We start from the raw sequence: 20448 nt of genomic DNA on the forward strand, positions 1-20448 counted from the left end.
TTTATTTCTAAAAGTAAGTGCAAGCGATTATAAAAATATCTTTTTAAAATCAGGCATAGATGGCATCTAATGATTTCTTTACAGAACTGGGTTTTCTACCTAATATAGATTCAAGAGTGTTATCAGGTAGTTCAAGCTCTCCTTGGTATTGTGCTGTGCTAAAGCCAACGAATAAATCGATGTATTCGGCAGGAACGTTCTTCTTTTGTAAGGCCTCTTTAAATTCGCTTACGCTGGGAGACCTGTAAACGATCTGCTTACCTGATTTCTCAGAAAGTATCTGTGCAATATCATCATATGAAACACTATCGCCATTGCTTAAAGGATACACTTTATTCTCGTGCCCTTCTGTAGAGAGAATGCGAGCGGCAGCCTCTGCCAATTCAGAACGAAGTACCGGAGTCATTTTGCCCTCTGCTGCGGGCTGGTAAATTATGCCTTCTTGTAAAACATTCTCACCCAAGAACATTGGTACCGAATCTAGATAGAGTGCATTCTGTAATATGGTATAGGTCAAACCACTTTCTTTGATCCAGTTTTCGGTTTTGATATGAGTGTCCTGTAAAAAGGCGATACCGGAAGGTTGAGAAATTTCTTTTCTAATAAAAGAGGTATAGATAATGTGTTTAACACCGGAATCTTTGGCAGCATCTACTACATTTTTATGCTGGCTATCTCTCTTGCCAATCTCGTTGCCGGATACGAACATAAGTTTGTCAACACCTCTAAAGGCATTTTTGAGACTATCAATATCGTCGTAGTTACTTTGCTTTAATTCTATTTCGGGAGGAAGCACATGAGAAGCTTTTTTCTTGTCTCTGACTAATGCCGAAATTTCTGTTACATCAGTACCCAGCTGTAAAAGTGAAGTTATAACGTGAGATCCAAAAGGTCCGGTAGCACCAGTTATTAATATCATTTTATTCTTTTTTTAATTAATACAAAGCAAAATTACCACTTTTGATATACTTTGTATAGTTGCTTATTATGTAATAGTAGTATACTTTTGTATAGTAAATTCAATATTGGTTCGATATGAGTGATTTAAAAGATTTTCTGGAAGTGAAGAAATGCCCAATACAGTATGTACTTGCGGTAAACGACACGTTAAATGTAATAAGTGGTAAATGGAAAATGCCCATTATAGCCTCATTACTCTATGGAAAGAACAGGTTTAAGGACCTACAGGAAAATATTGAGAAGATTACACCAAGAATGCTCTCTAAAGAACTTAAAGAACTTGAGTTGAATGGGGTAGTAGTTCGTAAAGTATATGATTCGACCCCTGTTAAGATAGAATATCGATTGACAGAATCAGGTAAGCGAATTTATTCGGTTATGGATGCTATGGTAGAATGGGGTTTGGAACATCGAAAAAATGTAGTGGATAGCATTACGTAAAGTCGGTTTTGATGGGCTCGCTTTTTAAAAAAGCAATAATCTGATCGTTCAGTTCAGGTTGATGCATTGAGTGGCCAAAACCTTTCGTTTTAATGAATTTACTGTTTTTCCAATCGGCATGCACCTTTTCGGAAGCATGAAAGGGGGCTAGAACATCAAGTTGGTCATGTAATAACAACCCCTCCTTTTGGTTGGAGAGAACAAATTTTGAGGATGAAAAATCGTCGACGTTCTTCTGAAAACGCTCATATACATAATTCTCAAAAGCTTTCAATACCCTATTATTAAAGCCGATGAGCTTTTGGTAATGGTCGAGTAGTTCTCTAAATTCAGAAGGAGAACCGATAGTTACCATCTTTTCGATACCGTCATTTTGGTACAGGTAATCGTTAAAGAGAATGGCCATTCCACCGAAAGAATGGGCTATGATATGCTTTGGCGAATAGGTCTCTATTATTTTTTGAATGCACTCGGTATATAGGGGAAGATGAAGATTGGAGCCCGATGAATAGCCATGCCCCGGAGCGTCAAAAGCTATCACCTCATAATTTTCGGCTGTAAGTTTTTCGACTAGATTTCGCCAACGAAACGTGTTGCTTTCCCATCCATGAACCAACAGAATACGGTCTTTTGTACCGTTCCATTTATAGGTTTGAATGTCGTGGTCTTCGATGCGTAAGGTGGTATCTTTTACGGCATCCAAATATTTTTTTTGACTAGGTAAAACTCGGCCTTTTCTCACTTTACTGAAAACTTGAAAGGTGGTAATTGCCGACTTTCTCTTCGAGAAAAGAACTAAAGTATTGAAATACCTTCCGTATGAATTCAATATCAGTTTTTTGAAAAGATTTTTCATTCTTTGTTAATTAGGTTACATAAAGTAACTTAGTGTATTGGGAATACTAAAGTATGACTTCTTTAAGCTTTATGAAAGAGGTGGCAAAAATATAACTAAGTATGCAAATAGAAACTGTTACTGAAAAACAGAGGGTTAACGCAGCAAGAAAGTTGAAAAAAATGTTCGGCGGTATTGATTATACGAATATGCCCCATTGCCCCATAAGAGATGTTATGGCCTTCGTTTCCGATAAGTGGAGCACTTTGATCATATTACATTTAGGATATTTTCCTGTTCTACGCTTTAACGAGCTCAAAAAGAAGGTTTTTGGCGTGAGCAATAAGGTATTGAGCGAACGGCTAAAGCAACTAGAAGGTGACGGTTACGTTCAACGAACGGTATATCCCGAAGTACCTATTCGGGTAGAATATAACCTGACCGATTTCGGACATTCATATCTTCAAAAGTTGATTGAATTGACCGAATGGGCAGAAAATCATAAAAATTACGTCATCAACAATCGGGAAAATTTCAAAAAATAGCGGTTCTCAAAACCGACTATTCCCAAGCAACCATCATATACTTGATTTTTGCATCATCAGGTATTTGTACGGCTTCAATATTCACACTTGAGGCATACCTTAGGCTCGAAGGCAATTCCTCTTTACTTATGGTAAAATAAACATCACTGTCTTTCAGTAAAATAACCACATTGTTCATTGAAGTAATTACTTTTCTTATCGTGTAGTTATCTTTAATGTCTTTGAAAGTACTTGTAAGGCCTATGCCCTTATCGGTCAAGTAGCGACCGTCTTCAATACGAATGTTTTCGATGGTAGGTATACTGTCAGAACTTGGTGTCAAGGTTAGAAGTTGCTTGCCACCTTTTTCAAAAATTTTGATTTTTTTACTATTGTTCGAGGTGTTGATTACGGTCGAATCTTTCACAATCGAATCGTTTTCGTATATAATCTCGATATCCCTGGCCAAACTAATTCTATCAAGTTTGCCTACAGAATCTTTGGTAATCAAAAATGTAGTGTCTTTTTCGTCGCTACAACCTATAATGGATAAGGCAAGAAATGCAAGGGCTAATATATTTTTCATGTATTCAGTTTGTGGTCGATTTGAGAATTCTAGCGGTCTATCTAATTACTTTTTTTAGCACTCCCAGTACTCCTCTAATAAAAGTGGCGCTTGTCAATACTTTTATAACTGGGTTTTGCCTGGTACTAGTTCGTCTTCTGCTAGTTGATCTTGGGGCAATCTTTTCTTTTTCAGCTTCAGCTTCCGCTTTTTCTATTTTTTTGTTCAGTATTTCATAGGCGCTTTCACGGTCTATCGTCTCACCATACTTACGCACCAAGTCGGACTTTGAAATCAGCGTCTTAAGTTCTTGCTCGGTAAGAACATCCATACGGCTCATTGGCGCACGTAATAAGGTAGCTGCCAGTGGGGTTGGTCTTCCTTTTTCGTCTAAAGCCGAAACAAGTGCTTCGCCAATTCCTAAAGCGGTCAATACATCTTTAGTGTCATAGTATTCTGAATCAGGGTAGTTCTCGGCGGTTAATTTGATGGCCTTTCTATCTTTAGCGGTAAAGGCCCTGAGTGCGTGCTGAACCTTTAGTCCTAATTGTGAAAGAACGGCATCAGGCACATCGGTCGGGTTTTGTGTAACAAAGTATAGGCCTATACCTTTAGAACGAATAAGTTTCACAATGCTTTCAATTTGCTCTAGCAGTGCTTTTGAGGCCTCATTGAAAATGAGGTGGGCTTCATCAATGAACATGATAAGTTCTGGCCGTTCACTATCGCCTTGTTCAGGAAATGTACCGTAGATTTCCGCTAAAAGGCTGAGCATGAAAGTCGAGAATAATTTAGGTCGGTCTTGAATATCCGTAAGGCGGATAATATTGATATAGCCACGGCCATTTTCATCAATTCGGGTCAAATCATCTACCTCAAAAGATTTTTCTCCAAAGAATAGTTCTGCCCCTTGTTGTTCGAGCTCGATTATTTTACGCAAAATGGTACCGGTAGAACTGGTTGAAATTCTGCCGTAATTTTTTGTGAATTCGGCTTTTCCTTCCCCGGTTGCGTATTGCAAGACTTTTTTAAAGTCTTTTAAATCGAGCAAGGGCAGTTTATGGTCATCACAATATTTGAAAACCACGGCAACGATACCTTCTTGGGTAACGGTTAGGTCAAGTATTCTAGAAAGAAGAACAGGGCCGAATTCAGAAACGGTGGCCCTAAGTTTTACCCCGTCTTGCTCCGACAACGAAAGTATTTCTACCGGAAATGCGTTTGCTTCAAAAGGCAGACCGATTTTCTCATGCCTTTCATCTATTTTGGCATGTCCAGGGCTAGGTTGCGCAATACCACTTAAATCACCTTTTAAATCCATCAACAAAACCGGAACCCCCTTATCGGAAAGGTTTTCGGCAATTACCTGAAGTGTTTTGGTCTTACCAGTTCCCGTGGCTCCTGCGATAAGGCCATGGCGGTTCATAGTTTTTAAAGGAACTTTGACATGGGCATTGGTTATTGCTTCGCCATCTAACATAGCGGCCCCCATGATAATGTGGTCACCTTTAGGTGCATAACCGGTGGTTATATGCTCAAAAAACTCTTCTTTCTTGCCCATATGGTCTGTTTTTGAGGTAAAAATAAAAGAATTTTGGCTGTTTCGATTCACCACCGCCTATATTTTGCCTCATCGTTATGCTAACTTCAAGGTGCCCAGAATAATTGCTATTTCTATTTTTTGGGTTTTGCTGATAACAAGCACTATCTTTGCCCGATGCTACAAGAAGATGTTTTAAGGGAGGTTGACAAAGGCACTTTATTGCCACTGATGGAAGAATTTTATACCATTCAGGGGGAAGGTTTTCATAAAGGAACTGCTGCGTATTTTATAAGGGTAGGGGGCTGCGATGTCGGCTGCCATTGGTGCGATGTGAAAGAGAGCTGGAATGCCGGAACACACCCACCGACCGCTATTGAAAGCATTGTTGAAAACGCTGCAAAGTACTCGAATACCATTGTGGTAACTGGGGGAGAACCTCTTACTTGGAACATGGAGCCGTTAACAAACGCTCTAAAAGCCAATAACCTTACAACCCACATCGAAACATCAGGGGCCTACCCCCTCACCGGAATTTGGGATTGGATCTGCCTTTCACCCAAGAAAAACAAGCTGCCAGAAGAGCGTATTTATGATGTGGCCCATGAGTTAAAGGTCATCGTTTATAACAAACACGATTTGATTTTTGCAGAAGAACAAGCGGCAAAGGTTAATGGAGAATGCATCTTATACCTGCAACCTGAATGGAGCGTTAGAGACAAGGTGGTTCCTTTAATAGTGGACTATGTGATGAAGAACCCGAAATGGAAGGTTTCTCTACAGACACATAAGTATTTGAATATACCTTAAAGACTATTATTGTCTACCCCCATTTCCGGCGAGGTCTAAAAGGCACTGAGCATCCAAACTAGGAGGTTCGGCCAAGCCTCTTGCCGTTCGGCTTTCCAGCATTTTCAACACACTCAACCCGTTTAAGCGACACGGTACTTTTAAGCTATTAGGGTTCTTCGCGAACAATGATTGACCTTTGTTTGAAGGGCCGCCGAACTGTAGTTCAGCGCGCATGAGGCAACCTTCAATAGCGCAATGGTTATTGCCTTTTGTATTTCCATTACTATCGACCTCTGGTTCACCATTTTCATCGACCAAATCATCTTCATGGTCATTCACCATATCGGTACCCAGATTAACCAGACCGAACAAATGACCGAATTCATGGTTCAAAGTAGTTAGCTCTACATCGGGATCTGAAATGAAAAAACTTTGTTTGGCAAGTTTGCGAACGGTTACCTCGTGAATGATCATAGAGGTATTTCTGTATACGGCACCCAAGGTTACCAAACCTTCATCAAGGTCGTCGCCCTCGGCAGGCGAATCGGAGAAATAGATATAAATGCCCAATGTTGAGCCTTCATTGTAAACCGTTCGGTTCTTACTTTCAAGATCCGTGATTTCTTCTAGGGTAAGACTATCTTCATCTGGTGACGATAATTGTTGATAAACAAGTTCGATATCCTCCTTAAAGGTTCGTTTTTTTAAATAATCTACAAATCCATCTATCGCTTCCTGCGTAGGCTGAAAGCCCTCTACATAAGCAATCTCGATTTTTAGTTTGTTAAAACGATCGTTAGAAAGTAGGTCGTTGGCCGAATCGCCCGTGCCCTGTAGATTGGCGGTCTTATCAACCGCTTTCGGCTCTTCGTTATTATCGGTAACATCAAGACTGTCGTCGCTACAACTGTTAAGACCATATAGCAGTGCTACAACCGATAGTACAAAAGAAAATTTCTTCATGATATTACCTTTAAAATACTTCAAAAAATAAATATGTCCTACTTCCGCCATAACCGTGCCAAATAATCGTAGTGTTCTCCCTCGAGCACCAGTTCGCAGTTGAGCCCTGAAGCTTCGGCAGCATTTGTTAAAGTCTGAAAATCAAGATATAGCCACTTGAAAGGTAGCCCACTTTTGCCTTTGTAGAGCATGGTGAACTCAACTTCGCCATAATAATTTTGGTCAGGAACCCAGATGCCACCATCTTCATCTTCTTCGAACATATAGATGATATCACTTGAATCTAATAAAATTTGTCCTTTCGGTTTTAGTAAACTCTTCAAATGGGAGAAGTAATCGGTCAAACTTCCTATTTCGCCCACCAGACCGATTCCGTTCATCAACATCAAGAGGGTATCAAAAGAGGAGTCGGCATAATTAAGCAACGAACCATGAACCGCTTTTTTAATCCCCCTTAACTTGCATACATCGGTAGAACCCTTTGAACTATCTAAGGCGGTTACATCAAAACCTTTATTTTGTAAATAGAGACTATGGCTACCAGCGCCGGCGCCAATGTCAAGAACTTTTCCTTTACATAATTGAAGCGCCTTTTGCTCTATTGGTGGCATTTCGTCAAAAATGCGAAACAGATAGGGCAGCGGTAATATATCTTCTTCGTCTAAAGACGATTTTGTTACTATATCTTCGGTATAGTCGTTATTCTGATAATCTAAAAGTGCTCGACCAAATATATCGTTCATCGATAAAGCCTAGGGTTTGTTTTGCAAAAATGGACTATTTAGATAATTCTTCTTTAGTTTTGGGTCAATTTTTAGGTAGATGGATAAAATCTTGGAGCAACTGCCGCAAATGGCAAAGGAGAAGCATGCGGAAAACAAGAAGTTTTTTGGTAAGCTGAAAAAGAGGCCCCCGAAAAACCTTGACTACCTCATGCAAGAGCTTCATCATGAAGAGTTTGAGCGTACCGATTGTTTAGAATGTGCCAATTGCTGTAAAACGACAGGGCCTTTATTTACCAAGGCCGATATAGAGCGTATCTCAAAATTCTTCAGACAAAAACCTCAGGCTTTTATAGATGATTACCTTAGAATTGATGAAGAGAACGACTATGTTTTGCAATCGCTGCCATGCCCATTTTTAGGAGCTGATAATTACTGTTCTATCTATGATGTGAGACCAAAAGCCTGTAGAGAATTTCCGCATACCGACCGGAAAAAATTTCAACAGATATCTAACTTGACTCTTAAGAATGTAGCGATTTGCCCAGCTGCTTTTAATATAGTTGAGGCTATGAAAGCAAAAATCAACTTAAGATAGCCATGCAAGCAAGAGTCGAATTTTTACCCGAAAAGAAATTAGTCGGTATTTCTATGGAAATGAGCTTGGCCAAAAATAGAACCTATCAACTTTGGAGCAGTTTCATGCCGCAGCGCGATTTGGTTGAAAATAAGATTGATTCAAATTTTTATTCACTCCAAATCTATGATAAGGTGTTCGATCCGAAAGCATTTAAACCAACTACTGATTTCGTCAAATGGGCGGCCGTGGAAGTGAGCGAATTCGGTTCAAATGAGACTGACTTTGAAACTATGGTTCTTCCTGAAGGGCATTATGCCGTTTTTCTTCATAAGGGATTGCCTTCAGATTTTCCCAAATCTTTTCAATTCATTTTTGGGGAGTGGCTTCCAAAATCAGACTACATCTTGGATGATAGACCGCATTTCGAGCTATTGGGTAGTAAATACAAGAATAATCATCCTGATTCGGAGGAGGAAATATGGATTCCTATTAAACCGAAAAAAATAGAGTAGTTGACTGAAATTTTAGTGCGATACTACTTTGAGCCCTATTATGGAAGATATCAGAGTGGTGAGAAAGAATATTCGCCAAAAGGTGGCCGGTTCTTTGAAAACAAATATGCCAATAAGCACGGTGCCAACGGCACCGATTCCGGTCCAAACGGCATAGGCGGTACCAATGGGCAATTCTTGAGTGGCTTTTACCAGCAACACCATGCTTATAGATAGGCAGACCAAAAAACCAACATACCAGTAAATACTTTCGTTTTCCGATGCATGCTTCGCTTTTCCTAAACAAGCTGCGAAAGCCACTTCAAATAGACCTGCGATTATCAATAAGAACCAGTTCATTGTATTACTTAAAAATAGGTGCGATTAATTGATACAAAGTTACGGCCTTTTGCTTTTGTTCAAGTGATATTTGCCGATTATGGGAGGTTGCACGGTAGAGGTTTTCTTTAGGTTTTGTATATTTAGTTGTTTATGAAAACCGTCATCTAGGCTCAGCAGGGCCACCTACAAACCGATGGAATCGATTATCACATATTTTGAAACGATACCTTCAGCGCACCGATCATTAATTCTGGTTGGTGGAATCACCCTTTTTTGGTTGCTTGAGGGTGCGGTTCCGCTTGTGAAATTTTCTTATCGAAAATGGCGTCATGCCCTTCCGAATTTCTTCTTCACGATTACTACGGTCGTAGTAAATTTTCTATTGGCGTTTTTGTTGCTCAAAACAGCTGATTGGACGGTCGCATCAGAATTTGGAATTATCAATTGGTTGCCCGAAATGCCCTTATGGCTGTACGTAGTTTTAGGTGTCATGCTTTTAGATTTAATCGGGGCCTACCTTGCCCATTTGGTCGAGCACAAGGTAAAACCCCTTTGGATGGTACACCTGGTACACCATACCGATCATAATGTAGATACTACCACTGCAAACAGGCATCATCCTTTAGAAAGTATGGTTCGATTTACATTTACATTGGTGGGGGTGTTTTTGGTCGGCACTCCCATCGGGGTGGTTATGCTTTATCAGTCGCTATCATTGATAGCCTCTCAATTTGGGCATGCCAATATTAAGCTACCTAAAAAAATAGATGAGGCATTGAGCTATATCATCGTGTCGCCCGATATGCATAAGGTACATCATCATTACAAACTGCCATATACCGATTCGAATTACGGAAACATTTTTTCTATATGGGACCGTCTTTTCGGTACTTATAGAAAATTTGATCGAGAATCTATTGTTTACGGGGTCGATACCTTTCCTGATGAGTTAGAAAATGCTAGTATTGCAGGCTTATTGAAACAGCCTTTTCATAAATATCGAAAACCCACTTCTTATGAGAAGGTGTCAACAACTAATAATTAACCTGTAATGACCGGTTGGTCAAGGGGGAATAAATTTTGAATACTTAATGATCTATAAGTTGACCTATGAATCGGATGCCTGTGTGCCTTTTGAGAAACTAGGGGTAGATGCTATTCTTGCGAGTGCTAGAGACCACAATAAAATATTGAATATTACAGGTTGCCTTGTATATCATAACGGGGCATTTGTACAGATTCTGGAAGGAGAGAAGGAAGAGGTTCACAAATTGTTCAAGTCGATAGAGAAAGATCCAAGACATGCCAATGTGAGGTTGGTCAGTGAAGAGTACGATAAAAAACGAAGCTTTTCTAATTGGAACATGGCTTACTTTGATACCTCTTTAGAGGGGCTCAGCAAGTCTGATATAGAAAATTTTGAACGTAACTTATTGATGTTGGCCGAATTCTCTGATCGACTGTCGACTACGGTCAATATGTTCTGGCTCAATGTCCGTAAGGTTATGTTGAACCTTAAGTTGGCCTAATAAATTAGATACTTGGCCCTTATTTTTTTGAATTCTTCCAATTGCGGCTGCCAAGTTGCTTTTATTTCTTCCTCGGTGAGTCCTTTTTCAATTTGCTTTTGAAGTAGTGCGGTTCCCGCATGTTTGGTAAACCCACTAGTATTAAATACCAGGCTTTTATCATTGGCATTCATATAAGAATCGATTATCCATTGTAGCGAGACTTCGGTTTTTCTGGGTATTTGAGATAAGTCTTTACCAAAGCATTTTTTGCCTTCTTCTTTTGGATGCTTTGAACCGAAGTTGGGCATAGGCACATAGCTGAAGTTGTACTGGGTGCTGTCAAGAAACGAGGCCCCATAGCGTTGAAACTGAAACTCTGTTCCCCTACCGGCATTAATGTTGGTGCCTTCAAACAAGCCAAGGCACGGGTACAGATTGATAGATTTATCATTGGGCAAGTTGGGTGAAGGTCTAATAGGCAATGAATACTCGGTTTCATGTGTCCAGTTTTCCAATGGTATGACTTTAAGGTTAGCTTTTTTAGAACCGGCAAGCCAGCCTTCTTCATTGATCATGGTTGCATATTCCCCAATCGTCATTCCATAAACTAATGGTATTGGGGTCATTCCTAAGAAACTGGTATTCTCTTTTTCCATTGTAGGCCCATCAACATAGTGCCCATTGGGGTTGGGCCTATCAAGAACTATTATGGGTTTTCCGTTTTCGGCACAGGCTTCCATCACTAACTGCAAGGTCGCTATATAAGTATAAAAGCGAACGCCCACATCTTGAATATCGAATAGAACTACGTCTAAATTTTTAAGCTGTTCTGTAGTTGGCTTCCTGTTTTTTCCGTAGAGCGAAATTAAAGGCAACCCCGTTTTCGGGTCGGTGCCATCGTTTACTTTCTCCCCAGCATCGGCGGCTCCCCTAAAACCATGTTCTGGGGCGAATACGCTTTTTATTTTAATGTTCAGAGCAAGAAGTGAATCAACCAAATGGGTGTAGGCAACACTATCCGATATGGCTTCTTTGTCACTTGTAGCCGCTTTAAAAATTACACTGGTTTGATTGGCAACGACACCGACATTTTTTCCGATTAAATCGTTCACATATAATTCCGTTCGGTTACTAGCGACCTTTACCGGTTTTTGAACGACCGAATCTTTGGCCTGTACCTTTGTTTGGGCTACATCATCCTTTGTTTTCTCATGGTTTGCGCAAGAGCTAAAGACTAAAAACCAAATGAAAAATGTACTTTTGAAGGAGGATAAAAATGCCATAAATTGAATTTTGAATATTTTTTGGCCAAGAGGCTTATCAAAGGCGAGGCGCATAAAATTAGTATTTCCGCCCCTATAATAAAAATAGCTATTGCGGCTATAGCATTAGGTTTGGTCATGATGCTGGTTGCCATTGCTTCGGGGGTTGGTTTGAAGTACAAAATACGTGAAAAAGTTGCTGCCTTCAACGGACACATACAAATTTCTAATTACGATAATAATGCCTCTGATGTTTCGGTGGTGCCACTGTCTATAAATCAAGACTTTTACCCACGGTTCGATAATGTTGAGGGCATAGATCATATACAGGCGGTGGCCAGTAAGGGCGGTATTATCAGAACCGAAGATACCTTTGAGGGTATTTTGGCCAAAGGCGTGGGCAAAGATTACAATTGGGGGGCTTTCGAGGAATATTTGGTAGATGGAAATTTGCCGGATTATAGTGGAGAACTTAATTCACAGGTACTCATGTCAAGCTTAATGGCCAACCGTTTGAAATTAGGTACGGGCGACAGTTTTTATGCTTTTTTTCTTAAGGACGACGACCCCTCGAAACTGCCCAACCAACGAAAGTTCACCATTACCGGTTTGTATGACAGCGGTTTTGAAGAGTTTGATGGGGTATATCTTTTTACCGATATCAGGCATGTTCAGAGAATGAACAAATGGGGTGAAGATCAGATTGGCAATTTTGAGGTTTTTTTGAACAGCTTTGATGATTTACAAGAGAAAAGTAATGAGATTTATGGTAAAACGCTATCAACTTTAGATACACAGACCATCGTCGATAAATACTATAAAATTTTCGAGTGGATAGGGTTATTCGATTTCAACATTTTTTTGATAATCGGGATTGTTATCATCGTGAGCGGCTTTAATATGATTACGGCGCTGTTAGTGCTCATTTTAGAGCGTACTCCGATGATCGGAATTTTGAAAGCTTTGGGATCTGCTAATTGGAGTATACGAAAAGTATTCTTGTACAACGCTTCTTATCTTATCGGTATAGGTTTGTTCTGGGGTAATCTTATAGGTCTCGGAGCCATTTATCTGCAAAGTGAATTTAGAGTGCTGAAGTTCCCTAATCCTGAGGAATATTATATTGACTATATTCCTGTATATATTGATGTACCGACTGTGGTTCTGTTAAATGTAGCGGTGCTTCTACTGTGTATGCTGATGCTTTTAGTGCCCTCTTATATTATAACCAAGATTACACCTGTAAAGGCAATTCAATTTGAGTAGATTAAAAAAGAAGGGTGATTGAAACGGCTATTTTTATAATATATAGCTATGGACTATAAAGATGACATTCTCGGTACTATTGGCAATACCCCGTTAGTTAAACTTAATAAGTTAACGGCCAATTTGCCCTGTCTTGTCTTGGCCAAATACGAAACTTTCAATCCCGGAAATTCGGTGAAAGACCGTATGGCTCTGCAAATGATAGAAGATGCCGAAAACGAAGGTCTTCTTCAACCGGGCGGAACCATTATAGAAGCCACTTCTGGTAATACGGGCATGGGTCTGGCACTGGCAGCAACCGTCAAAGGTTATCGACTTATATGTGTTATAAGTGACAAGCAGTCAAAAGAGAAGGTAGATATTCTAAGAGCTATGGGTAGCGAAGTACATGTATGTCCCAGTAATGTCTCTCCCGATGACCCTGAGAGTTATTATTCGACTGCGAGAAGGTTGGCCGCCGAAATCGATGATGCCTGGTACGTTAATCAATATGACAATCCGTCGAACTCAAAGGCGCATTACCTGAGCACCGGTCCTGAAATTTGGGAACAAACCGATGGCAAGATTACGCATTTTGTGGTGGGCGTAGGTACCGGAGGCACCATATCAGGTGTTGGTAAATTTTTAAAGGAGAAGAACCCTAATATTAAGATTTGGGGTGTTGATACCTATGGTTCGGTCTTTAAGAAGTATCACGAAACAGGTATTTTTGATGAAAACGAGATTTACCCCTACGTTACTGAGGGTATTGGCGAAGATATACTTCCTAAAAATGTAGATTTTAGTTTGATTGATGGCTTTACCAAGGTCACCGATCAAGATGCCGCTGTCTATACCCAAAAGCTGGCTCAAGAAGAGGCTATGTTCTTGGGCAATTCGGCAGGTGCTGCTATTAAAGGGGTGTTGCAGTTAGAGAATCATTTCAACAAAGAAGACATAGTAGTGGTTTTGTTTCACGACCACGGTAGTCGTTATGTTGGTAAGATGTTCAACGAAGATTGGATGAAGGAACAAGGTTTTAAATAAATGAATTGATGCTATGGTAAAACTTAAATTGGATAACCAAACAGTTCGTATCGATGCTGGAGAGTTGGTAGGTTATGAACTAGATGGGTATGAAATTATTCACCAAAAGGGGAGTCCCGGGTGGAGGAATTCAGACACCGAGATGTTTCCTATTATAGGTCCTACTGCTGATGCAGGTTTTATGGTGCAGACTCCTAGAGATTTGGCAGTACAGGATCAACACGGTTTGCTTCGAGAACTCAAATATGAACTTGTAGACAGTTCAGATACCCATGCCGAGTTTCACAAGACATATAAAGAGCGAACACCGGTAGTGAACAGCAAATTTCCCGAAAAATCAACCAGACAATATCTGTTTTATACCTATAGTTTCAATTTCGTAAAAAAATATAGGCTGTTGCCCGAAGGTTTAGAAATTACTTTTACCATAGCAGGAGAACGCGACACGCCTTTTATGTTGGGCTATCATCCGGCATTCAAAATCTATACGAAGGATGCTACTGTGGAGGCTAATGGCAAAACCATTACCTTGAACGATATCATTTCGGTAGGGAGTAGGGCCTTGCAAGTGCCAAATTGTACTGAGATCGTCTTAAGTGATCAAAAGGCTGTACGAATTGAAACCGAAGGCTTTGACAATTTTATGTTATGGACGGAAGTTGAAAACATGCTCTGTATCGAGCCGATTACTTTTTACCCCTATGCGGTCGAACAAAAAAACTTGCACGAAGGCTTTCAATTTTTGAAAGATAAAGATGAGTTATTCAAAGTTCTGATTACTCCGATTGATTGATTATGAACGATAAGCTGAAAAAATTCTACGGGTATCTTTTTGAGGAAGAACTTTTTAAAGAGATTGATAAACTAGGTCTTCTAAAATCGATTTCGCAGGGAACGATTATTATGGATATTGGTCAAACGATAACACATATGCCTTTGCTTCTAGAGGGTGCTATCAAAATAATTCGTGAAGATGAAAACGGTGACGAGCTTTTGCTGTATTTTTTAGAGCAGGGCGACACTTGCGCAATGACCTTGTCTTGCTGTATGGGCCAGCATAAAAGTGAAATACGTGCGATTGCCGAAAGCGATACCGAGCTATTGATGATTCCCGTGCAGCAGATGGAAATTTGGATGGCCAAATACCAGACATGGCGAAAGTTTATTCTAGATAGTTACCATACCCGTATGATGGAACTTCTGGAAACGGTCGACACATTGGCTTTTTTACGTATGGACGAAAGGTTGCTCAAGCATTTGCAAGACAAGGCCAAGGTGAACCACAACGATAGCATTCATACGACACATCAAGACATCGCATACGACCTCAATACTTCTCGGGTGGTTATTTCCAGGCTTCTGAAAAAACTTGAAAAAGAGGGCAAAATCGAAATGTACCGCAATCAAATAAGAGTTGTTGAGTTATAAATTATAGGTTACTGCAATTAATCAAGCGATTCTTTTGATCCGATTGGGTCGTTCAGTCATTTGTTTAACGATTAACTTTGCGATATGCGAAGCGTCTTTCCTTTTTTACAGTGGTTGCCAAGTTACAACAAGCGCTGGCTGGGCAAAGATGCTGTAGCCGGTCTAACCTTGGGCATTGTGCTGATCCCTCAGGGTATGGCTTATGCGATGATTGCCGGTCTACCTCCAGTTTATGGGCTATATGCTTCTTTGGTGCCTGTAGTAATTTATGCGCTGTTGGGTACTTCAAGACAAATGGCTGTGGGGCCTGTGGCTATGGATTCGCTTTTGGTGGCTGCTGCACTTGCACCTTTTGCAACTACAGGAGGCGAAAACTATGTTGCTATGGCCCTTCTCTTGGCCATGATGGTCGGTGGCATACAGATTATTTTGGGCTTGTTACGCATGGGTTTTTTGGTCAATTTCTTATCAAAACCTGTCATCAGCGGTTTTACTTCTGCTGCTGCCTTGATTATAATTATAAGCCAGCTGAAACATTTATTGGGTACGGCGGTCGAGCGCAGCAATCGTTTTCACGAGGTGCTCTATAATGCTGCTATAAAGGTTCCGGAAATCAATTGGGTCGATTTTACTATTGGATTATTGGGGATAGTTCTTATAGTTCTTTTTAAACGATGGAACCGGAAAATACCAGGTGTATTGATAGTGGTGGTATTGGGTATTCTTGTGGTATATCTTTTCGGCTTACAATCCTACGGGGTGAAAATAGTAGGTTCTATTCCCACCGGGTTGCCTAGTTTTCATGTGCCCGTAATAACTGGCGCCAATCTTTTAGAACTCGCCCCAATTGCCTTAACATTGGCCCTTATCGGCTATTTAGAGGCTATTTCCATAGGTAAATCCTTAGAAGAAATGAACGGTGAAGAAACCGTAAATGCAAACCAAGAGTTGATTGCAATCGGGGCCTCCAATTTTTTTGGTTCCCTTTTTCAGTCGTATCCTGTTACGGGTAGTTTTTCCCGTTCGGCAATCAACGGTTCTTCAGGTGCTAAGACCACCGTTTCTTTAATCATTTGTACTTTCATGGTGGTTGTAGTGCTGCTGTTTTTTACTCCGCTATTCTATTACCTTCCTAATGCAATTTTGGCAAGTATCATTATGGTATCGGTAGTAGGTTTAATCGATATTGGTTACCCACGAAGCTTGTGGGCCTATCGCAAAGATGAACTGGTAATCTTATTATTGACATTTTTGACCACCTTATTTATCGGAATTACGCAGGGTATTTTGTTCGGTGTCATGATTTCGTTGCTTCTAATGGTTTATAAAAGCTCAAAGCCCCATTTTGCCGTACTGGGTAAGATTGAGGGTTCTGATTATTACAAGAACATTGACCGTTTTGGTGAAGATATTGAGGTGCGCAATGATTTATTGATTGTACGATTTGACTCCCAATTATACTTCGGGAATAAAAATTTCTTTAAGCAACAGTTGTACAAATGCATTGATGCCAAGGGCCCAGATTTAAACGGAATCATTCTTAATGCCGAAGCTATTAACTACATTGACTCCAGTGCCGCTCAAATGTTGATTCGGGTCATTCAAGATTTACACGAGCGCGACCTGAAATTTTATATAGCAGGTGCTATAGGGCCTGCTAGAGATATAATTTTTAGTAGTGGTATCATAGATGAACTTTCAAAAGAGTGCTTGTTTGTTCAGACCAAAGAGGCGGTCGATTACTTTGACAAGGCGGTCTCTCCATCAAAAATTAGCGCCAAAATCGCTTACCAAAGCCTTCGGCAACGGTAACCTAAGTTACAATCTAGTACAAAGTGTTGGTTTACTTTTGTAGAAAGATAGTACTAAACGTTATTCTCGACGATAAAAAATCATATCATGAAAATCGAACAAATATATACCGGATGTCTAGCACAAGGGGCCTACTATGTTGAAAGTAAGGGTGAAGTTGCAATTATCGACCCTCTTAGGGAAGTAGAGCCATATATAAAAAGGGCCAAGGCCGACAATGCTCATATCAAATATATTTTTGAGACCCATTTTCACGCTGATTTTGTGAGTGGTCACGTGACGCTTTCTAAAGAAACCGGAGCCCCTATCGTTTATGGGCCGAATGCGAACCCTTCTTTTGATGCTATCATCGCTGAAGACGGTCAGGTTTTCAAGTTAGGTGATGTAACGATCCATGTATTGCATACCCCAGGTCATACCATGGAAAGTACAACTTATTTGTTACGTGACGCCAGCGGTAAAGACCATGCCATATTTTCTGGTGATACCTTGTTTTTGGGTGATGTAGGTAGACCTGATTTGGCACAAAAGGCCGCACATATGACGCAAGAAGAATTAGCAGGTATGTTATTCGAAAGCTTAAGGAAAAAGATAATGCCCTTAGCTGATGAGGTTATTATTTATCCTGCGCACGGGGCAGGTTCGGCATGTGGTAAGAATATGATGAAAGAGACGGTCGACACCTTGGGCAACCAGAAAAAAATGAACTACGCTTTAAGAGCGGATATGTCAAAAGAGGAGTTTATTGCAGAAGTAACTGATGGTTTGCTGCCACCGCCCAAATACTTTCCTCTTAATGTGAAGATGAACAAAGAAGGGTATGAAGATATTTCAGAAGTCTTGGATCGTGGTACCACTGCTTTGAACCCTGACGATTTTGAAAAGGCGGCTAACGATACAGGAGCTATAGTTTTAGATGTTCGCCATCAAAACGAGTTTGTTGAAGGACATATACCTCGTTCAATTTTTATTGGATTGAACGGTGATTTTGCCCCTTGGGTGGGTGCCTTGATTGCAGATACGAAACAACCTCTTTTACTTGTCTGCCCAGTTGGTAAGGAGGAGGAAGCGGTCACGCGACTTTCTAGGGTCGGATTTGATGGCACGATCGGATATTTAAAAGGAGGTTTTGATGCTTGGAAACAATCGGGAAAGGATGTTGATACCATTCAATCTGTTTCTGCTGAGGAAGCCAAGAAACAAATAAACTCAGAAGGTACTCCTGTATACGATGTTCGAAAGCCCGGTGAATATCAATCGGAACATGTGGTAGACGCTACGAACACGCCTTTAGACTTTATCAACGACTATATGGGCGATTTTCCAGAGGACAAACAATTTTTTGTGCACTGCGCTGGTGGCTACCGTTCGGTCATTGCCTCTTCTATTCTTAAAAGTAGGGGAATACATAACTTGATAGATATTGACAGTGGTTTTGGGGCACTTAAAAATTCGGGTGTTAAGGTTTCTGAATATGTTTGCCCGAGCACACTATAACGATTTTAGCCAGTGAAATTTGCTTAATAAAGCGGTCAGTCTAGGACGTTTCATCCTTAGTTTCCCATCTTATTTATAAAGATGATTTTAAGTATTTGATTCTTAAGTAGTTTGAATAACTAAAAAGTAGCTTATAAGCTACTTTTTTTTGCATTTGAATCATCGAAAGGAAGTGTTTTTTAGGAATTTCGAAATTGTTAAAGAAAACTAAAGCAAAAGTTAAGTTTTCTAAATAATTTTACCTAACTTAAGTAAGAAAATTAATACGGATGTTGGTGGTAAGGTAGTTCAAAAACTCACTTTCCATCATTAGATTCAATTAATCTTCTAACGGTCTTAACATTGAAAAGAGATGGATTTCATCCTGCTATATTCGATATTTGTTGTCCTCATCGTGATGGTCTGGACGATGCTGGTCATTCGGATGTACAGAAAGATGAAAAATAAGGGCTGAGCTATCCTATTTTTAACAACTCGATCATTTCATCCTCAAAAGGAATAACCTTGTTCTGGTGCTTACCTATATAAGATTTAATAATGCTTTCAGTTTCCAATGTACTTTGCTGCGATATGAGGTAAGCTTCTAAGTCTTCATTGGTGTTGATGATTGCCTCTTTGTCAAAAAAGCCGTAGCCAACATAACTGTTGTTCTTGACTATTACAAAACTTTCTTCTTTTGAATGGCGGCCTTTTTCTTTGATGACAAAACTCGCACGCTGCGAACCTAGTTCATTCATGGCGGCCATCACCTTTGAATTATAATTTGAGATATCTTCGGTACCTCTGCAAATACCCTCGCATTCGTTCAATCTATAATGTGAGCAGGTTTCTACATTTTCCTGTAAGTGGCAATATTTGGGGCATAGACTGTACGCTTTACAGACTTCTTCAAGATAAAGCCGGCAGGCGGTCGGGCTGTAAAGTATATGAAAGGCATTAGGTGCCATCTTTAGCTTGTTGAAAGCAAGGTGTTTGACCCCATTTCTGTCCTCATAACTAAAAATACCATAAGGCTGTATCTTTCTTTTCTGGGCTCTATTGTGAATGGGGTAATGGTGTTTTATAGCTGAAGACTCCATTAAAAGTGCCAAAAGTTCACTACCTGATAGTTCAAAATCGATGTGAAACGTTTCTTTGCAGAGTTGAACCTCGCGTGCAGACTTATCGTAGAAATGGCCTAAGACTCTTTTCTTGATATTGATGGCTTTACCCACATATATTATTTTCCCTTTCTGGTCCTTAAAATAATAGACTCCGGGTTGGTTCGGCAAAGAATCAAAAACTTCACGTGGCAATGAAGAGGGTAGGGTCGCTTCTTGAGAACGGGCGTTCAAAAATGACTTGAAAACTTCCGAAGCACCTTCTGCCCTTAACAGTTGATGAAATAACAGTACCGTAGCATGAGCATCACCTCTGGCCCGATGTCTGTCGGTCAGCGGAATGCTCAGGGCACTACACAGTTTTCCAAGGCTATAAGAATGATATCCGGGAATCAATTTTCGCGAAAGTCTAACGGTACAAAGTTTTTTTCGAGCAAATTCACGCCCCAATAGCTTCAGCTCGTTTTTGATAATGTTGTAATCAAAATTGACACTGTGTGCCACAAATATGCAATCAGAAGTAATTTCAATCACCCTATCGGCAATTTCTTTCATGGTAGGGGCATTGCGTACCATATCATTATCGATACCCGTCAGTCGTGTAATGAAGTAGGGAATTTCAGCTTGCGGATTGACCAAAGTAGTAAACTCATCGACTACCTCATGACCATCGAATTTAAATATCGATATCTCGGTTATCTTGTTTCCCTTGATACTGTTTCCGGTAGTTTCTATATCAACTATACAATACAAACTGGTGATGGCTTTTGAAGAACAATTAAAGGTAGCCT

General features: G+C 40.2%; 22 protein-coding genes. 13 read left to right on the forward strand and 9 right to left on the reverse strand.

Annotated elements, in window-relative coordinates; translation table 11 throughout:
* Positions 1-49: 49 nt before the first annotated feature.
* Positions 50-919, reverse strand: coding sequence for an SDR family oxidoreductase (locus IL356_RS08100; RefSeq protein ID WP_121849954.1), 870 nt, complete (start codon positions 917-919; stop codon positions 50-52).
* A gap of 116 nt (positions 920-1035) precedes the next feature.
* Here IL356_RS08100 and IL356_RS08105 point away from each other — a divergent pair, with 116 nt between their 5' ends.
* Positions 1036-1401, forward strand: coding sequence for a winged helix-turn-helix transcriptional regulator (locus IL356_RS08105; RefSeq protein WP_121849953.1), 366 nt, complete (start codon positions 1036-1038; stop codon positions 1399-1401).
* On the opposite strand, the gene IL356_RS08110 is transcribed toward IL356_RS08105, so the two are convergent.
* The gene (locus IL356_RS08110) at positions 1394-2257 is read right to left on the reverse strand and encodes an alpha/beta fold hydrolase (RefSeq protein ID WP_121849952.1); all 864 of its coding nucleotides are present in this window, start codon (positions 2255-2257) and stop codon (positions 1394-1396) included. The genes IL356_RS08105 and IL356_RS08110 overlap by 8 nt on opposite strands.
* 101 nt (positions 2258-2358) lie before the next feature.
* Here IL356_RS08110 and IL356_RS08115 point away from each other — a divergent pair, with 101 nt between their 5' ends.
* A complete protein-coding gene (locus tag IL356_RS08115) occupies positions 2359-2781 on the forward strand; it encodes a winged helix-turn-helix transcriptional regulator (RefSeq protein WP_121849951.1) in 423 nt (140 codons plus the stop codon).
* 16 nt (positions 2782-2797) lie between these two features.
* Here IL356_RS08115 and IL356_RS08120 read toward each other — a convergent pair whose 3' ends face one another.
* Together IL356_RS08120 and IL356_RS08125 are read right to left on the reverse strand one after the other, a co-directional pair.
* Positions 2798-3346: a hypothetical protein gene (locus IL356_RS08120; RefSeq protein ID WP_121849950.1), complete on the reverse strand. Its 549-nt coding sequence runs from the start codon at positions 3344-3346 to the stop codon at positions 2798-2800.
* A 37-nt stretch (positions 3347-3383) separates the two neighbouring features.
* Positions 3384-4886, reverse strand: coding sequence for a helicase HerA-like domain-containing protein (locus IL356_RS08125; protein WP_121849949.1), 1503 nt, complete (start codon positions 4884-4886; stop codon positions 3384-3386).
* Positions 4887-5042: 156 nt separating this feature from the next.
* Here IL356_RS08125 and IL356_RS08130 point away from each other — a divergent pair, with 156 nt between their 5' ends.
* On the forward strand, positions 5043-5675 hold the full coding sequence (locus tag IL356_RS08130; RefSeq protein WP_121849948.1) for a 7-carboxy-7-deazaguanine synthase QueE: 633 nt from the start codon (positions 5043-5045) through the stop codon (positions 5673-5675).
* Positions 5676-5681: 6 nt separating this feature from the next.
* Here IL356_RS08130 and IL356_RS08135 read toward each other — a convergent pair whose 3' ends face one another.
* Positions 5682-6620, reverse strand: coding sequence for a hypothetical protein (locus IL356_RS08135; RefSeq protein ID WP_121850780.1), 939 nt, complete (start codon positions 6618-6620; stop codon positions 5682-5684).
* A 38-nt stretch (positions 6621-6658) separates the two neighbouring features.
* Entirely contained in the window at positions 6659-7363 is a 705-nt protein-coding gene (locus IL356_RS08140) for a class I SAM-dependent methyltransferase (RefSeq protein ID WP_121849947.1), read from the reverse strand.
* A gap of 79 nt (positions 7364-7442) precedes the next feature.
* On the opposite strand from IL356_RS08140, the gene IL356_RS08145 reads away from it, so the two are divergent.
* Together IL356_RS08145 and IL356_RS08150 are read left to right on the forward strand one after the other, a co-directional pair.
* A complete protein-coding gene (locus IL356_RS08145) occupies positions 7443-7940 on the forward strand; it encodes a YkgJ family cysteine cluster protein (RefSeq protein ID WP_121849946.1) in 498 nt (165 codons plus the stop codon).
* 2 nt (positions 7941-7942) lie between these two features.
* Positions 7943-8434 (forward strand): GyrI-like domain-containing protein, encoded by a 492-nt coding sequence (locus IL356_RS08150; protein WP_121849945.1) that lies wholly within the window; start codon positions 7943-7945, stop codon positions 8432-8434.
* A 12-nt stretch (positions 8435-8446) separates the two neighbouring features.
* Here IL356_RS08150 and IL356_RS08155 read toward each other — a convergent pair whose 3' ends face one another.
* Positions 8447-8773, reverse strand: coding sequence for a DMT family transporter (locus IL356_RS08155; protein WP_121849944.1), 327 nt, complete (start codon positions 8771-8773; stop codon positions 8447-8449).
* Positions 8774-8948: 175 nt separating this feature from the next.
* Between IL356_RS08155 and IL356_RS08160 the strand changes: the two genes are divergently transcribed.
* Together IL356_RS08160 and IL356_RS08165 are read left to right on the forward strand one after the other, a co-directional pair.
* Positions 8949-9800 carry a sterol desaturase family protein gene (locus IL356_RS08160; RefSeq protein ID WP_121849943.1) on the forward strand — a complete coding sequence of 284 codons (852 nt, stop codon included), beginning with the start codon at positions 8949-8951 and terminating at the stop codon, positions 9798-9800.
* 46 nt (positions 9801-9846) lie between these two features.
* Positions 9847-10284 (forward strand): BLUF domain-containing protein, encoded by a 438-nt coding sequence (locus IL356_RS08165; RefSeq protein WP_121849942.1) that lies wholly within the window; start codon positions 9847-9849, stop codon positions 10282-10284.
* Here IL356_RS08165 and IL356_RS08170 read toward each other — a convergent pair.
* Positions 10281-11549, reverse strand: coding sequence for an exo-beta-N-acetylmuramidase NamZ family protein (locus IL356_RS08170; protein WP_121850779.1), 1269 nt, complete (start codon positions 11547-11549; stop codon positions 10281-10283). The genes IL356_RS08165 and IL356_RS08170 overlap by 4 nt on opposite strands.
* Before the next feature lie 3 nt (positions 11550-11552).
* Between IL356_RS08170 and IL356_RS08175 the strand changes: the two genes are divergently transcribed.
* The 6 genes from IL356_RS08175 to IL356_RS08200 all read left to right on the forward strand — a co-directional run bounded on the left by IL356_RS08175 (position 11553) and on the right by IL356_RS08200 (position 18557).
* Positions 11553-12794, forward strand: a complete 1242-nt coding sequence (locus IL356_RS08175) for an ABC transporter permease (protein ID WP_121849941.1) — start codon at positions 11553-11555, stop codon at positions 12792-12794.
* Between the two features lie 48 nt (positions 12795-12842).
* Entirely contained in the window at positions 12843-13820 is a 978-nt protein-coding gene (locus IL356_RS08180; RefSeq protein ID WP_121849940.1) for a PLP-dependent cysteine synthase family protein, read from the forward strand.
* Between the two features lie 13 nt (positions 13821-13833).
* On the forward strand, positions 13834-14613 hold the full coding sequence (locus IL356_RS08185; RefSeq protein ID WP_121849939.1) for an aldose epimerase family protein: 780 nt from the start codon (positions 13834-13836) through the stop codon (positions 14611-14613).
* 2 nt (positions 14614-14615) lie between these two features.
* Positions 14616-15248, forward strand: a complete 633-nt coding sequence (locus tag IL356_RS08190; protein ID WP_121849938.1) for a Crp/Fnr family transcriptional regulator — start codon at positions 14616-14618, stop codon at positions 15246-15248.
* Positions 15249-15332: 84 nt separating this feature from the next.
* On the forward strand, positions 15333-17060 hold the full coding sequence (locus IL356_RS08195) for a SulP family inorganic anion transporter (protein WP_121849937.1): 1728 nt from the start codon (positions 15333-15335) through the stop codon (positions 17058-17060).
* An 87-nt stretch (positions 17061-17147) separates the two neighbouring features.
* Positions 17148-18557, forward strand: a complete 1410-nt coding sequence (locus tag IL356_RS08200) for an MBL fold metallo-hydrolase (protein ID WP_121849936.1) — start codon at positions 17148-17150, stop codon at positions 18555-18557.
* A gap of 455 nt (positions 18558-19012) precedes the next feature.
* Here IL356_RS08200 and IL356_RS08205 read toward each other — a convergent pair whose 3' ends face one another.
* Positions 19013-20410 (reverse strand): exonuclease domain-containing protein, encoded by a 1398-nt coding sequence (locus tag IL356_RS08205; protein ID WP_121849935.1) that lies wholly within the window; start codon positions 20408-20410, stop codon positions 19013-19015.
* Positions 20411-20448: the final 38 nt, after the last annotated feature.

Source organism: Euzebyella marina, assembly GCF_014855515.1.
Classification (GTDB): domain Bacteria; phylum Bacteroidota; class Bacteroidia; order Flavobacteriales; family Flavobacteriaceae; genus Euzebyella; species Euzebyella marina.

What these genes read in the sequence shown, in the direction of transcription:
- IL356_RS08155 (WP_121849944.1), bottom strand. Translation starts at nt 8,773, where the DNA reads ATGAACTGGTTCTTATTGATAATCGCAGGTCTATTTGAAGTGGCTTTC.
- IL356_RS08200 (WP_121849936.1), top strand. Translation starts at nt 17,148, where the DNA reads ATGAAAATCGAACAAATATATACCGGATGTCTAGCACAAGGGGCCTAC.
- IL356_RS08120 (WP_121849950.1), bottom strand. Translation starts at nt 3,346, where the DNA reads ATGAAAAATATATTAGCCCTTGCATTTCTTGCCTTATCCATTATAGGT.
- IL356_RS08190 (WP_121849938.1), top strand. Translation starts at nt 14,616, where the DNA reads ATGAACGATAAGCTGAAAAAATTCTACGGGTATCTTTTTGAGGAAGAA.
- IL356_RS08165 (WP_121849942.1), top strand. Translation starts at nt 9,847, where the DNA reads ATGATCTATAAGTTGACCTATGAATCGGATGCCTGTGTGCCTTTTGAG.
- IL356_RS08110 (WP_121849952.1), bottom strand. Translation starts at nt 2,257, where the DNA reads ATGAAAAATCTTTTCAAAAAACTGATATTGAATTCATACGGAAGGTAT.
- IL356_RS08170 (WP_121850779.1), bottom strand. Translation starts at nt 11,549, where the DNA reads ATGGCATTTTTATCCTCCTTCAAAAGTACATTTTTCATTTGGTTTTTA.
- IL356_RS08180 (WP_121849940.1), top strand. Translation starts at nt 12,843, where the DNA reads ATGGACTATAAAGATGACATTCTCGGTACTATTGGCAATACCCCGTTA.
- IL356_RS08130 (WP_121849948.1), top strand. Translation starts at nt 5,043, where the DNA reads ATGCTACAAGAAGATGTTTTAAGGGAGGTTGACAAAGGCACTTTATTG.
- IL356_RS08135 (WP_121850780.1), bottom strand. Translation starts at nt 6,620, where the DNA reads ATGAAGAAATTTTCTTTTGTACTATCGGTTGTAGCACTGCTATATGGT.
- IL356_RS08105 (WP_121849953.1), top strand. Translation starts at nt 1,036, where the DNA reads ATGAGTGATTTAAAAGATTTTCTGGAAGTGAAGAAATGCCCAATACAG.
- IL356_RS08150 (WP_121849945.1), top strand. Translation starts at nt 7,943, where the DNA reads ATGCAAGCAAGAGTCGAATTTTTACCCGAAAAGAAATTAGTCGGTATT.
- IL356_RS08145 (WP_121849946.1), top strand. Translation starts at nt 7,443, where the DNA reads ATGGATAAAATCTTGGAGCAACTGCCGCAAATGGCAAAGGAGAAGCAT.
- IL356_RS08125 (WP_121849949.1), bottom strand. Translation starts at nt 4,886, where the DNA reads ATGGGCAAGAAAGAAGAGTTTTTTGAGCATATAACCACCGGTTATGCA.
- IL356_RS08140 (WP_121849947.1), bottom strand. Translation starts at nt 7,363, where the DNA reads ATGAACGATATATTTGGTCGAGCACTTTTAGATTATCAGAATAACGAC.
- IL356_RS08100 (WP_121849954.1), bottom strand. Translation starts at nt 919, where the DNA reads ATGATATTAATAACTGGTGCTACCGGACCTTTTGGATCTCACGTTATA.
- IL356_RS08195 (WP_121849937.1), top strand. Translation starts at nt 15,333, where the DNA reads ATGCGAAGCGTCTTTCCTTTTTTACAGTGGTTGCCAAGTTACAACAAG.
- IL356_RS08185 (WP_121849939.1), top strand. Translation starts at nt 13,834, where the DNA reads ATGGTAAAACTTAAATTGGATAACCAAACAGTTCGTATCGATGCTGGA.
- IL356_RS08115 (WP_121849951.1), top strand. Translation starts at nt 2,359, where the DNA reads ATGCAAATAGAAACTGTTACTGAAAAACAGAGGGTTAACGCAGCAAGA.
- IL356_RS08160 (WP_121849943.1), top strand. Translation starts at nt 8,949, where the DNA reads ATGGAATCGATTATCACATATTTTGAAACGATACCTTCAGCGCACCGA.